This is a genomic window from Paenibacillus allorhizoplanae, assembly GCF_927798215.1.
Classification (GTDB): domain Bacteria; phylum Bacillota; class Bacilli; order Paenibacillales; family NBRC-103111; genus Paenibacillus_E; species Paenibacillus_E allorhizoplanae.
In genome coordinates, this window is the sequence record NZ_CAKMMW010000006.1 from 1 (window position 1) to 13909 (window position 13909).

The following is a 13909-nucleotide window of genomic DNA, read 5'->3' on the forward strand; positions in this document are numbered from 1 at the left end:
CAGCCCCAGACCCCACCACTATCACCGCCTAACGGACATAGAAGACACTATTTGTTTAATTTCATGGTATTAGAAACGCTAATGGCCTCAGACTTCACCGAACGAATTCTTCCCTTTCTTTCATCCCATTGATCATCTCTTAACAAATCCTATCAAATTTACAATATCTTCAAATGACTTTGACGTTCTCCGAATCTATGAGCCTTATGCTAGGAAGGTGAAATACTATTTTTGGAGGGAAAACATTTGAAAAAAGGGTTAAAGCAATTAATGGGTTCAGGAATGGCAGTTTCTTTATTAACTCTAAGTTTAGCAGGCACAGTATCCGCTGCAGATTCAGCAACACCATCAACAGCTCCGTCATCAGTTCCTTCTAAAAATTTGATCGTACTCATCGGCGATGGGATGGGACCAGCTGAAGTGACAGCTGCTCGTTACTATGCGAAGAAGTTCCTGGGTAAAGACCGTCTGGAATTGGATGGCGGCTATTATGTGGGGAAAGCGACTACATATTCACAAGCAAGTCCTTACACAACAGAGTCAGGTGCGATTACGGATTCAGCGGCAGCTGCTACCGCTTTTTCAACAGGCAATAAAACATACAACAATGCGATCAGTGTATCCAATGGGGATGTAGCTAAGCCGTATGCTTCTGTTATTGAAGCAGCGATGAAGCAAGGCAAAGCGACTGGTTTAGTATCAACTGACAATATTACTGGGGCAACTCCTGCTGTATGGGCGTCACATGTTCGCCAACGCAGTAACCAGAATGCGATTGCTTCGCAATATTTGAACAGTGGTGTTGATGTTATCTTCGGCGGGGGGAAAGTTAACTTCACAACGAAAGAAGACAAAGGTAAGCGTACTGACAAAAATATCATTCCTGATTTTCAAGCAAAGGGCTATCAAACGGCTTTTGATAAAAAAGGCTTAGATGCTATCCCTGTAACCGCGGGCAAGGCGCTTGGACTTTTCGCGGATGCCGAAATTCCTTATGTACTTGACCGTACGGATACGGTGCCGTCGTTACCACAATTGTCGCAAAAAGCACTCGATATTTTATCACAAAATAAAAATGGCTTCGTCTTGTTAGTTGAGCAAGGTCGTATTGACCACTCGGGTCATGCGAACGATCTTCCTGCGAACATTCAAGAAATGCTAGAGTTGGATGCGACATTTAAAACGTTAGTGGATTTTGCTAAGAAAGATGGTAATACATCCGTTGTCGTATCAGCAGATCATGAAACAGGCGGTTTGTCTCTTGCAAGAGACAATGTGTATGAATTGAATGTTGACTTGTTTAACAAACAGAAGCACTCGTATGAATATATCGATGGCATCTTGAAAAAAGCTCAAACCGCAGATGATATTCGCAAAATCGTAGCAGACAACATTGGCTTCACGGATCTTTCTGATGAGGAAGTACAATTGATTCTGAACGGTGATGGCTCATCCTACGGTCGTGGTGGCGGTTATAATGCAGTCGTGTCGAAGCGTCTTGCTGTAGGCTGGACAGGACATGGTCATACAGGGGTTGACGTTGGTGTTTGGGCTTACGGTCCGATAGCTGATCTTGTCAAAGGTGATGTAGATAACACGGATATTGCTAAAAGCGGTGCGAAAGTGATTGGCGCTGATTTAGCAGCTGCAACGAAAGAGCTTCAAGATAAATATCTCTACCCGATGTTCAAAGTAACACGTGACTCCAAAACTTTGTTTACGGCAAGATCATTAGCAGAATCCATCGGAATTCAAGTAGCATGGGATGAAGCGACGGGGACAGTTACTTTTACAAAGGATAGTCAAAAGGTTTCCGTTCTAGTCTCATCGGGTGCGATCACAGTAAATGGTACTGCAAGCGCATGGGTTGGTAATGTGGATAACGGCAAATTGTATTTGCCACTAGAAGCTTTTAATCAACTGACAGGAAAAACGTACACATGGGATTCCTTTAATGAGCGTATTGTGAAAAATTAAACAGTGGAGCAGACGGACATGGGGAGCTCCTTCCCTGTGTCCTCTTTTCTTTTGGAGTCGAATGGAAGCGAGGGCCTACAGATGATTAGTCTACAAGGAATATCGAAATCTTTCGAACTGCATGGTCAAAGATTACCTATTTTACAGGTGACCCAGTGGCATATTCAAAAGGGTGAAAGAATTGCGTTGATGGGAGCGAGCGGCTGTGGAAAAAGCACACTTTTACATCTGCTTAGCGGGGTCATAACGGCTGATCGGGGAGAGATTTGGGTGGCTGGACGCCCCGTTCATCTCCTCACCGAAAGTAAACGAGATCACTTCCGCGCGGAGAATATCGGTTATATTTTTCAGGATTTTCATCTGATAGCTTCGTTAACTGTTAGGCAAAATATTGAACTAATCATGCCGCGCACCGGGACGAAGCAGGAGAGAAGGAAAAAGCTCGACCAATGGTTGGAGCGTGTGGGCTTGCAGGATCGTGGGCATCATCTACCATCTCAATTGTCTCGCGGTCAACAGCAAAGAGCGGCCATCGTTCGGGCGTTAATCACCAAGCCTCCCTTGCTATTAGCGGATGAACCTACGGGCAGTTTGGACTGGGACACAGCGAGCGAAATGATGACATTGCTGCTTGATATTTGCAGAGATGAGCAATTGACTTTACTGACAGTCACACATGATCGGCATATCGCTGACATGTTCCCCAAACGTGTGTATATGCAAGAGCTGAACGAACTACTTAGGAGTGTTTCCGTATGAAAGTAATTTCCTTACTGTGGAGTCACATCTGGCATCGTAAAACCTTGTCACTCTTGACCATATGCTCTGTGGCAATTACAGCAGCGCTTGTTGTATTTCTACTGTTATGCAGCCAAGGTGTGGAGCAAGGTGCTGAAAAAGGCTATGGCCCCTTTGAAGTCACGATTGGCGCGAAAGGCAGTGCGTCACAGCTTGCGCTTAATACCTACTACCATATTGGTGCGCCGACGGGTAATATTCCTATTTCTGTTCTCGAAGATGTTCGCAAAAATGAATTCGTCGAGTCTGCTTATGCCATGACCACGGGTGATAATTATAATGGCTTTCCGATTGTCGGCATGGAACCCGGTTATTTCTTAACTCGCTATGGTGCTACGAAACAAATGGAACAAGGTAAGCTCTACGGCAAACTGGGAGAGACCATTGTTGGTTCCTATGTGGCAAGCACTTTGGGTCTTCATGTAGGAGACACTTTCGCTGGAGCACATGGGCTGATACAAGGTTTGGAGGAAGAAGAGGAAGATGGAGAGGAAGAAGAGCATCATCATGCATTCAGCTATACGGTAGTGGGGATATTGCCGCCATTCCATACATCGGATGATCGAGCTGTTTTCACGACATTGGACTATGCGTGGGCTGTTCACGAAAGTCAGCCAAATTCGGCTAAAGAGATTACTGCGATTGTCGTAAAACCGAAATCACTCCTAGGAGCACAGTCGATTAAAACGGTGTTCGCACAATACAACAATGTGCAAGCTGTTTATACAAGCAAGGCGATTGCCGATGTTGTAAATGTTGTTGATCAAGGGACACAGGCAGTGAAGTTCGTGACGATGATATGCATTCTGCTTGCGGCGGGATCCATTCTATTATCACTGACTGCTGCGGTTCATGAGCGCAAGAGAGATGTCGCACTGTTACGACTCATTGGGAAATCTAAATACTTCATCTGGCTTTCGCTTATTGGTGAAGGAGTTATTTTAACATGGATTGGTTTGATGCTTGGGCTTGCTGCTGGACATATCGGAGGATATGTGAGCCGTGATGCAGTCTTTGCGAATACAGGACTACAAATACAGGCGGGAGCTTTCGTGCCAGGGGAATCCTTGCTAGTTATCGTTACGTTGTTGATCGCGATTGTCGCGTCCATAGGCCCAGCAATTCAAGCTTATCGTGTGGATCCATTGCAATTATTCCGTTCTTGAGGTGACATGAGGATGAAAAATAGACATAGAATCACTGGGCTGAGCTTGTTTGCCTTGTTCGTTATCCTTTCGGGCTGTGGTCAAAAGGAGGCAGAGCTCAGAGGACAAGCATTCGGAAGTATCGTGTCGAATGTGGAGTCTGTGGCATCTCCGATACCGAACGGCAGTGTCTCCTCTAAGGAGACACCTACCGCAGGGCCTACAGAAATACCTGCCGAAATACCTGCTGCAACTCCCATTGCAACCCCTATAGGGACTCCAAGCCCAAGCGCTGCTGTTCAAAGTGTGACTGCATCTGCATCGTCCAATGCTGCCCCTTCCATAGTTCCAACGCCTTCCCCACAGGCTCAGATAGAGGGTGGTAAGTCGAGCACTGCAGTGGCAACAACTAAGCCTCCAGAGCTTGTCACAGCGTTACCAGCGAAACAACAGCAATTGTCAAACGAACTGAAATGGGATGAGTTTTTCGATTCGGAAAAGCAAGATACACCTTCTAATAAGTTTTGGGATTTGAATGGAAAAACCGTACAGATCAAAGGCTTTATGGGGGAAGTGTTATCCTTCGATAAACATTGGTTTCTACTGATTCCTAAGCCTGGTGCCGAGTGTCCATTTGATAATGGCGATGAAACATACTGGAATAAGATCATGATTGTATACGTGCCTGATTCAATGAAACTAAGGTATACCTCCGGCCCTTTGCAACTCACAGGGAGGCTTGACGTTGGGATTAAGCTTGATGAGTCGGGCTACAAAACGATGTTTCGCCTATATGATGCTTCTTTTGAGAAAATAAAGGAATAACGTGATCTGGCTTTTGCATAAAACGATGTCCGTTCGCAAATGATATATGGGGCTATCATGAAAGAATTTAGGAATATATTGGAGGCATGACAACATGAATCAGAAGAACAACAATCAAGGACAAAGTGATCTACCCGTTGCTAAGCAAGAGGATGTAGAATTTTCAGCGGAAGTAGCGGATAGAGACGATTTCGAGGCTGCTGAGCGCGCGCAAGCGGCGGATGATCGTCAGGAAGATCAGTAATGGCGGAAAGAGGGATTCTTGCCTATTTTCATTCCCCCGAACAAGCGGAAGGTGTTGCTTCTAAATTGAAGGCCTTGCGCGCTGTAGATGTGCAGGTTGACCGCTTCACAAATGATATCGGCAGTGGATTTGAGACGTCGATGGCGGACAGTATGATTAGTCAAGATCATGAGATCGATGCGGTAGGACTTGATATTGTATTGGCAGCAGTCATTGATGAGCAGTGTTATGAACAGGCAATCCGTGTGATTGAAACAGCCGGGGGCTCTATTTAAACAAAAAGCACCTGTTCCATTGGACCTCAAGTTTCGGGGCCGACGGGACAGGTGCTTTTTAACTGTTAAAATAGTGGAAAATTATTCAACGCTCATCAATTTGACGAGCTTATCCGGATTATTCGTAATAATGCTAGTCACACCAAGCGCCAACATGCGTCGCATCATCCGTGTATCATTAACAGTCCAAACATAAACTTCTTTATGGCGATTCTCGGCGAGTCTCATGAAAGATTCATTCACAAGAGGGTAGGCCGCAGAAATGACTTCATAATCAGAACTTTTCATTAGTTCATCGAGATTTTCTGTGTTTTGACCAACGATGAGGCCTGTCTTAATGGAGGCGTTAAGTGATTTTACTTTATGCAAAAGATCCGCATCGAAAGAGGTCACCGTACATTCTTTTACAAAATTATGCGATTGGATGATATCCACGGTCTTTTGTGCAAGTTCCACTACATGGCCATTATTTTTCAACTCGATATTCAGCTTCAAATGACCTTTGGCGAGTGAAATGACTTCATCTAGGGTAGGAACATGCTCATCTTTGTAATCCTTATGATACCAACTGCCTGCACTTGCTTGTTTGAGCTCGGTAGAGGTGACATCCCACATATTTTTGTTGATACCGGTCGTCCTATACGCACTATTGTCATGCATAAGCATGACGACACCATCAGCAGTTTCTTGCACATCTAACTCTGCGTATCCTGCGTGATCGGTGATGGCTTGTTGAAACGCAGCTAGTGTATTCTCAGGTGTATTCCCTGAACTTCCGCGATGAGCAGTAACTTGACTATAATTATCAGCCATCATGGTTTTGGTAGTCAGTGGTGCGATGAGTGCCATTGCAAGGAAAATAGGAAGAACCATGAGTGTTTTGCGCATAAGATGTCTCCGTTCTTACGATACATAATGATGATGACTAATTCAATGTAACACCTAAGTGTTAGAACTGTGTTAAGAAAATAAAAAAGCGCTTACATGAATGACTTCATTTTACCCCAGAAGCGAAGTGTAGTACAATACTCTTTGTGAAAATAGACCTATAGGTTCATTTTACATAGGGAATAACCGACAGGAGGAGCAATACCGATGCTTTGGCAAGAATTAACTGTACATACGACAGAAGAAGCGATTGAAATGATAACCAACTTTGTTCATGAATTGGGAGCCGGAGGTGTTTCCATTGAAGAATCCGGTACCTTAAATAAAGAGAGAGATACGTCGTTTGGCCAATTATACGAAACGCCATTTAACGATATCCCGGAAGGTAGAGCTGTCATCAAAGGTTACTTCTACCACGGCACTGACATGGAGCCTGTTCTGGCTAATTTGAAGGCTTCTGTGGAACAATTGGCGGATTTTGATATTGATACGGGGAACCCGACGTTTGAGGTTGTTGAAGTCGATGATGAAGACTGGGCGCATGCATGGAAAACATATTTCAAACCAATTCGTGTAACCGATCGCTTGACTATTAAACCTACTTGGGAAGAATATACGGCTTCACCAGGCGAATTGATCTTGGAGCTCGATCCAGGTATGGCGTTCGGGACAGGCACGCATGCAACAACTTCACTTTGTTTGAAAACGTTGGAGAAAGTTCTTCAGCCTGGTGATGATGTGATTGATGTTGGAACGGGCTCAGGTATTCTTTCCATTGCAGCGGCTAAGCTTGGTGCGAAGCATGTACTTGCTGTGGATCTGGACCCCGTTGCGGTTACGAGTGCGTTGGATAATACGAAGCAAAACCAACTCGAAGATCAAATTACTGTGAAACTTAGTGATCTTCTTGGCGTACTTAAAGAAAGCGAGTCCGAAGGGGATGCGGGATTAGGTGTTTCCATTCCTGTTCAACTCGTTGTTGCGAATATTTTGGCTGAGGTCATTGTCATGTTCGTTGATGATGTGTACGAGGTGTTGCAACAAGGCGGTTATTACATAACTTCAGGGATTATTACGAACAAAGAAGCGGATGTAGAAAAAGCACTGGTTGCAGCTAAATTCACGATCGTAGAGAAAAACTATGATTCGAATTGGGTTGTGATCGTAGCTAGAAAGCTGTAGGTGTTGGCTCATGGGAGGCTTATTATTTTACGATTGGAACACGTTACCCTTTGTAATCCTAGTGCTTGTGCTTTCGTTTACGATTCATGAATGGGCGCATGCGTATAGCGCCTATAAATTAGGAGATGATACGGCTTATAAATTTGGCCGTGTTTCCTTGAACCCGATGGTTCATTTGGACTTATTCGGGACGATAATGTTGTTAATTGCGGGTTTTGGTTGGGCAAAACCGGTGCCTGTAAACCGAGGGAATTTCAAGCGTCCCCGCTTGTTCGGGATAATCGTGACTGCCGCTGGGCCGATTAGTAACTTGATTTTGGCCTTTATTACTTTATTTATTTTTGCGCTATTCCAGAAATATGGCTGGCTAGATGGAATGTCCAAAGGCAGTGTAGATGCGATTATTCTATTCTTACAGCTGATGTTGAAGATTAATATTACTTTATTTTTGTTTAATTTAATCCCAATTCCACCACTTGACGGGTATCGAATTATTCAAGATTTAGTAAACCTGAGATATACGGAGGCATTACAAAAGTTTGAACAATGGGCGTCTGTGATTTTTCTATTAGTCGTCTTTATCAGACCACTACGTCAGGTAACGTTAGATCCTTATCTACGCTTAGGTGATAGCATTATCAACCAGTTTGCCACTGTAATTACTAGCATACTTGGCATGTAACTGCTAACCAGATAGTTCCATATGGATTTTCAGGCTCAAACGAGGTATGATGGTGTGTGGAAGTTTCACCCGCAACAAGCTGTTCAAATGAAGTTCACATGAACGAAGATAGAGAGGCTTTGACTATGCAACGTTATTTTCTCCCGCCTGAGCAGTTCCATGCTGCTACACAAACAGTCACCATTGAGGGTGACGACGCGCATCATCTTGGTCGCGTCATGCGAGCAGAAGTAGGAGATAAAGTGATCTGCAGCAATGGTGTGGATCGTGAAGTGCTCGTTCGGATCTCTCACCTGGATAAGGGAGCTGTTACAGCGGAGATCGTGGAAGAGCTTGCGATGGATGCGGAAGCGTCAGTTGACGTATGGATTGCACAGAGCTTACCCAAAGGCGATAAGATGGAGCTTATTATTCAAAAAGGGACCGAGATCGGGGCAGCCCGGTTTCTTCCTTTTTTATCGGAACGAACCATTGTACAGTACGATGCGAAGAAAGAAGCTAAGCGCACGGAGCGCTGGCAGAAAATCGCGAAGGAAGCGGCAGAGCAAGCCCATCGCAACCGTGTACCGCAGATTGAATCCGTCTACTCGTGGAAGCAACTGCTGCAGCGGGCGAAGGAAGCGGATGTCGCTTGGATTTGTTATGAGAAAGAAGATGGTCAACAACTGAAACCTGCGATTCAGTCCGCGATAGCAGCAGGGCAAATCGAACCAGGTAAGCAAGTGTTGATTGCGGTAGGCCCCGAGGGTGGATTCACAGAGCAAGAAATTAAGCAAGCTGAAGAAGCTGGCTTTCGCTCGGTTTCGCTGGGGAATCGTATTTTACGGACGGAGACGGCCGCGATGGTCGGCCTTACGTGTCTGTTCTATGAAACCGGAGAAATGGGAGGATAAGCGAAAATGGCAACGGTAGCGTTTCATACACTAGGATGTAAAGTAAACTTTTATGATACAGAAGCAATTTGGCAGCTTTTCAAAAATGAGGGCTATGAGCAAGTTGATTTCGAAAATACAGCGGATGTCTATGTGATTAATACATGTACGGTTACGAATACAGGGGATAAGAAAAGTCGCCAAATGATTCGTCGTGCGATTCGTCGTAATCCAGAAGCAATCGTGGCTGTAACAGGCTGTTATGCGCAAACGTCACCAGCTGAAATTATGGCGATTCCAGGTGTGGATATGGTCATCGGGACACAGGATCGTGAGAAAATCATTCCGCTTGTGAAGCAATTTGAATCGGATCGTCAACCGATTAACGCCGTTCGCAACATCATGAAAACCCGCACTTTCGAAGAGTTGGACGTGCCTGATTTTGCTGATCGTACAAGGGCTTTTCTGAAAATTCAAGAAGGTTGTAACAACTTCTGTACCTTCTGCATTATTCCGTGGTCACGTGGTCTCATGCGTAGCCGGGAACCGCAAAGCGTAATTGCACAAGCGGAGCAACTAGTTGCAGCAGGCTATCAAGAAATTGTGCTCACAGGTATTCATACTGGGGGCTATGGCGAAGATATTGAAGACTACAGCTTGGCGAAGCTTCTTAAGGATTTGGATAAAGTGGAAGGCTTGAAGCGTATTCGAATTTCCTCCATTGAAGCAAGCCAAATTACTGATGAAGTGATTGATGTTCTTAAATCTTCGGACAAAATGTGCCGTCATCTGCATATCCCGCTGCAAGCGGGCGATGATCACGTGCTTGCGCGGATGCGACGGAAATATACGACTGCCGAGTTCGCTCGCAAAATTGAGCGTCTGCACGAAATCATGCCCGATGTCGCGATCACGACGGATGTTATTGTTGGTTTCCCAGGTGAAACAGAAGAAATGTTCCGTGACGGGTATAAGTTCATGGAGCAAATGAAGTTCTCTGAAATGCACGTTTTCCCTTACTCCAAGCGGACGGGTACGCCTGCTGCACGGATGGAGGATCAAGTGGATGAAGAAATCAAAAATGCGCGTGTTCACGAACTCATTGATCTATCTGAGAAAATGCAATTAGCCTATGCGCAGAAATTTGTTGGGCAAGTCCTGGAAGTCATTCCGGAACGTACCTACAAAGGCGCTCCAGATAGCGGATTGTACAGTGGTTATTCTGACAACTATGTGCAGTTAGTTTTTGAAGGCTCGGAAGAGATGATCGGTCAAGTATGCCGTGTGAAGGTTACGGAAGCCGGTGTCAATGAAAGCAAGGGACAACTCGTACGCATTCTTGAAGGTGTAGTGAATTTGTAAGTGAAGTTGTAAGGCAATTCCCCACCTCTATGCGTGGTCGTTTCTTTCGACCACATAAGAAATTATCAGTTTTCGGTATCCGAAAACTGATTTCATATTGGCGATAAAACCTACCTCTAAACGCGGTCGCTCATCATTGAATGGCCTCGATAGAGGTTTTCTCAATGAATGCGATAGAGGTTTTCTTGATTACACGGGAGCTTACAGCAATGGATGAAATGACTAAATTAGATGAGGTGCTTCATAATGACATTGAACGCGAAAGAAATTGCTAGTTATATTGACCATACGTTATTGAAAGCAGATGCGAGCACAGCGGCGATTCACAAATTGTGTGAGGAAGCTGCGCAGCATCAATTTTTCAGTGTGTGTGTGAATTCGCAGTTTGTAGCAACTGCTGCCAAAGCTCTGGAAGGGACTGGAGTTAAGGTTGCAGCTGTAGTTGGTTTCCCGCTTGGCGCTAGTTTGAGTGAAGTTAAAGCATTCGAAGCGGCAAAAGCTGTTGAAAACGGAGCTGCTGAAATCGATACCGTTTTGCCGATTGGATTGCTTTTGGAAGGACAACTGGATGCGGTTCGTTCGGATATTAAACAAGTCGTGGATGCTGTAAAAGGAAAAGCTATCGTCAAAGTGATCATGGAAACGGGTTTCCTGAATGATGAGCAGAAAGCAACAGCTTGTCGTCTTTCGGAGGAAGCTGGTGCTCATTTTGTGAAAACATCGACTGGTTTTGGACCTGGTGGAGCTACGGTGGAAGATGTTCGCTTGATGCGTCAAAATGTGTCTAGCACGATTGGCGTTAAAGCATCTGGCGGCGTGCGCGACGTAGAGACGGCGATTGCGATGATTGAAGCGGGAGCAACGAGACTAGGGACTAGCTCTGGTGTAGCTATTGTGAACGGAACTCAAGGCGCTTCCACATACTAAGATAGCAGAGAGGCAACGCGATTAAGGAACCTACGATGTTGAAAATGGTTTGGGACCTTGCGATTTGCGATGCGGCATCACTTGCTAATAGAGCGGAAAGACTGACGAGCCAGTGGATGATCGGATAAAAGAGGATTGCGCCTCCCACATTTAGCAGCACATGTGACCAGGCGACATAACGCCCAGCGCGCGAGCTGCTCATGCCTGCGATCACTGCAGTGACACAGGTGCCAACGTTGGCACCAATGGTAATAGCAACCCCGAGCTCGACGGGGATAGCCCCTGTGGCGGCGAGGCTCATCGCCATTGCAATGACGGCTGCGCTGCTATGCACGAGCGCGGTCACCGCTGAGCCTGCGAGGATGCCCCATAGCAGGCTCGTTTGCGCCTGGTGCACGAACCAGGCGAACAGACCGCGGGACTGCAGCGCAGGCCCGATGGTTTGCATGATCTCGATGCCGAGCAGCACGAGAGAGAAGCCAGCCACCGCGAGCGAGCCGTAGCGGACGCTGCGCAGCCATTGGCGGCCGCCGTCATGCGCGGCGGTCTGAGGTAGTGCCGCGCCTGCTTGCGCGGCGTTGGAGCGGGGCTCGCTTGCCTGAGGCAGCGGCCCGGCCAGCCAGCTCACGAGCCATACACTGGCGCTGGCGATTAGGATCGGCACACCGATGCCGCCCAAGCTGAGCCCGATCAGCTCAGTGGTGAGGCACGTGCCGATGTTCGTTCCGAGAATCACGCCAAGTGTTCTCGGGAAGGACAAGACACCAGCGCCGACGAGGCCGATGGCGATGACTGTGATGGCGGTGCTGCTCTGCAGCGCCGCGGTGAGCACGGTGCCGGTGATAAGGCCGCGCACCGGCGTTCGGGTAAACCGCTCCAGCCACAGCTGGAGGCGGGGGCCTGCCCAGGTTTGAAGCGAGGTTTCCATTAGCTTCATCCCGAGCAGAAATAAGATAAAGCCTGTAGCAACAGGCAGTATAATAGCATGAATCATGAGAGGATCTCCTTTTCGTGAGCGTACGACGTTTTTCAACCAATATATGTGACCGTAAAGACAAGCATGACAAGCCAGATGGTATAGGTGAACGGTTTCACGCAAAGGACGGCTAAAACAATGGCAGCAGTATTTTTACATAAGAAACGTAAACCCCGCTTGGAGCAAGGACATCCGTGGGTGTATAAGAGTGAAATTGAGCGCACGGATGGGGACATTGTTCCTGGACAGCTAGTATCCGTTCAGAATCACCTTGGCAAATATCTAGCAACCGGCTATTATAACGAAGCTTCACAGCTTACGGTACGTATTGTATCGTATAACCCGATTGAGACGATGACGAAGGAGTTTTTCGTCGAAAGATTCACACGTTGTTTTCTACATCGTCAGCGCTTTGTGAAAGGAGCGCAGTCTTATCGTCTGGTATATGGAGAAGCTGATTTTCTGCCAGGACTCATTGTTGATAAATTCGAGAACACGCTGGTTGTTCAGCTACTAACTTTGGGGATGGACCTGTGCCGAGACAATATCGTGGAAGCGCTGGTACAAGTTATGAAGCCAGTAGGAATCTATGAGCGAAGTGATGTTTCCATTCGAGAACTGGAAGGTCTGAAGCAGACGAAGGGACTTCTGTACGGAGATTGTGCAAAGCACGTTGATATTTTGGAAAATGGTCTTCGTATCCGCGTTGATATTGAGGAAGGGCAGAAGACGGGTTACTTCTTCGACCAACGTGAGAATCGCGCGGCAATCGCACCGTTGATGACGGGCTGGGGCCATCGCAGCGGTATCAACTTGACGGAAATCGAAGAGAATGGCGTAACGCAAATGCTCCCTGTGAACGCAAATGGTAAAGTAGTGACGTTCCCGCTGTGGGATGGCGCTTCTGTGCTGGAGTGCTTCTCACATACGGGAAGCTTCACGCTTAACGCGTGTCAATTCGGAGCCAAAAAAGTAACGTGCCTCGATATCTCCGAGCATGCGATTGAAAGTGCACGTACGAACGTTGCATTGAATGGCTTCGAGGATCGCGTCGAATTCGTCGTCGCGGATGCCTTCGAGTACTTGCGTACGCAGGTGAAGGGCTTGGATGAGCGCAAGCTTCGCGCTGTGGCTGGTGCAGCAGGTCAAGCTAAGATAGATACTTCGAAGCCTGTAGGCACTGGTGGGCGTACTTGGGACGTCGTCATTCTCGATCCACCTGCCTTCGCTAAGACCAAAAGTGCTGTGGAAGGAGCTTGCCGCGGCTATAAAGACATCAATTTGCATGGCATGAAGCTTGTGAATGAAGGGGGCTATCTCGTCACAGCAAGCTGTTCCTACCATATGCATCCTGAGCTATTCCTTGAAACGATTCATGCAGCAGCAACAGATGCAGGCAAGCTGCTACGCTTAATTGAGTTCCGTGGCGCAGGCATGGACCACCCACGTATTCTAGGAGTGGATGAAGGACATTATTTGAAGTTTGCGATTTTTGAAGTGCGCAGCAAATAAACAGATTTAAGTGAGCGAAGCCAGTCAATCTGGCTTTGCTTTTTTTGTTGAGTTTTATGGTGCTGGTGGGAGGGGGGGCACCAAATAGTCCGATATCTACGTCTTGATAATGTTTTGTTGAGTTGTGAAAGGCAAATGTATCAGATAGTTTTCATAGCGTATCCTTTTTGTTTTTTGCGATCCATGCTATACTAATAGAATGTATGTTCGTATATCGATCCACCAACTAAACCCCTTAGATCCC

The 13909-nt window shown here is 46.5% G+C and carries 14 protein-coding genes; 12 read left to right on the forward strand and 2 right to left on the reverse strand.

The window, feature by feature from the left end; all coding sequences use genetic code 11:
• The first annotated feature begins 246 nt into the window (after nt 1-246).
• The 6 genes from L6I86_RS12165 (at nt 247) to L6I86_RS12190 (ending at nt 5264) form a co-directional block, all read left to right on the forward strand.
• Complete coding sequence (locus L6I86_RS12165) at nt 247-1977, forward strand: alkaline phosphatase (protein WP_236287428.1); 1731 nt, start codon at nt 247-249, stop codon at nt 1975-1977.
• Nucleotides 1978-2058: 81 nt separating this feature from the next.
• The gene (locus tag L6I86_RS12170; RefSeq protein WP_236287430.1) at nt 2059-2736 is read left to right on the forward strand and encodes an ABC transporter ATP-binding protein; all 678 of its coding nucleotides are present in this window, start codon (nt 2059-2061) and stop codon (nt 2734-2736) included.
• On the forward strand, nt 2733-3941 hold the full coding sequence (locus L6I86_RS12175) for an ABC transporter permease (protein ID WP_236287432.1): 1209 nt from the start codon (nt 2733-2735) through the stop codon (nt 3939-3941). The genes L6I86_RS12170 and L6I86_RS12175 overlap by 4 nt, the downstream gene beginning before the upstream one ends.
• Nucleotides 3942-3953: 12 nt before the next feature.
• Nucleotides 3954-4745: a hypothetical protein gene (locus L6I86_RS12180; protein ID WP_236287433.1), complete on the forward strand. Its 792-nt coding sequence runs from the start codon at nt 3954-3956 to the stop codon at nt 4743-4745.
• A gap of 94 nt (nt 4746-4839) precedes the next feature.
• Entirely contained in the window at nt 4840-4989 is a 150-nt protein-coding gene (locus tag L6I86_RS12185; protein ID WP_236287435.1) for a YfhD family protein, read from the forward strand.
• The gene (locus L6I86_RS12190; protein ID WP_236287436.1) at nt 4989-5264 is read left to right on the forward strand and encodes a hypothetical protein; all 276 of its coding nucleotides are present in this window, start codon (nt 4989-4991) and stop codon (nt 5262-5264) included. The genes L6I86_RS12185 and L6I86_RS12190 overlap by 1 nt, the downstream gene beginning before the upstream one ends.
• 81 nt (nt 5265-5345) lie before the next feature.
• Here L6I86_RS12190 and L6I86_RS12195 read toward each other — a convergent pair whose 3' ends face one another.
• On the reverse strand, nt 5346-6152 hold the full coding sequence (locus L6I86_RS12195; protein WP_236287438.1) for a glycerophosphodiester phosphodiesterase: 807 nt from the start codon (nt 6150-6152) through the stop codon (nt 5346-5348).
• A 207-nt stretch (nt 6153-6359) separates the two neighbouring features.
• Between L6I86_RS12195 and prmA the strand changes: the two genes are divergently transcribed.
• From prmA to deoC, 5 genes are all read left to right on the forward strand, one after another.
• Nucleotides 6360-7334, forward strand: coding sequence for a 50S ribosomal protein L11 methyltransferase (prmA, locus tag L6I86_RS12200; RefSeq protein WP_236287440.1), 975 nt, complete (start codon nt 6360-6362; stop codon nt 7332-7334).
• Nucleotides 7335-7344: 10 nt separating this feature from the next.
• Nucleotides 7345-8016, forward strand: coding sequence for a site-2 protease family protein (locus tag L6I86_RS12205; protein ID WP_236287442.1), 672 nt, complete (start codon nt 7345-7347; stop codon nt 8014-8016).
• Nucleotides 8017-8141: 125 nt separating this feature from the next.
• Nucleotides 8142-8909, forward strand: coding sequence for a 16S rRNA (uracil(1498)-N(3))-methyltransferase (locus L6I86_RS12210; RefSeq protein WP_236287444.1), 768 nt, complete (start codon nt 8142-8144; stop codon nt 8907-8909).
• 6 nt (nt 8910-8915) lie between these two features.
• The gene (mtaB, locus tag L6I86_RS12215; protein ID WP_236287446.1) at nt 8916-10250 is read left to right on the forward strand and encodes a tRNA (N(6)-L-threonylcarbamoyladenosine(37)-C(2))-methylthiotransferase MtaB; all 1335 of its coding nucleotides are present in this window, start codon (nt 8916-8918) and stop codon (nt 10248-10250) included.
• Nucleotides 10251-10496: 246 nt separating this feature from the next.
• The gene (deoC, locus tag L6I86_RS12220; RefSeq protein ID WP_236287448.1) at nt 10497-11177 is read left to right on the forward strand and encodes a deoxyribose-phosphate aldolase; all 681 of its coding nucleotides are present in this window, start codon (nt 10497-10499) and stop codon (nt 11175-11177) included.
• On the opposite strand, the gene L6I86_RS12225 is transcribed toward deoC, so the two are convergent.
• On the reverse strand, nt 11140-12171 hold the full coding sequence (locus tag L6I86_RS12225; RefSeq protein ID WP_236287450.1) for a Na/Pi cotransporter family protein: 1032 nt from the start codon (nt 12169-12171) through the stop codon (nt 11140-11142). The two genes, deoC and L6I86_RS12225, sit on opposite strands and share 38 nt — an antisense overlap.
• A gap of 120 nt (nt 12172-12291) precedes the next feature.
• Between L6I86_RS12225 and L6I86_RS12230 the strand changes: the two genes are divergently transcribed.
• The gene (locus L6I86_RS12230) at nt 12292-13665 is read left to right on the forward strand and encodes a class I SAM-dependent rRNA methyltransferase (protein WP_236287452.1); all 1374 of its coding nucleotides are present in this window, start codon (nt 12292-12294) and stop codon (nt 13663-13665) included.
• Nucleotides 13666-13909 lie beyond the last annotated feature (244 nt).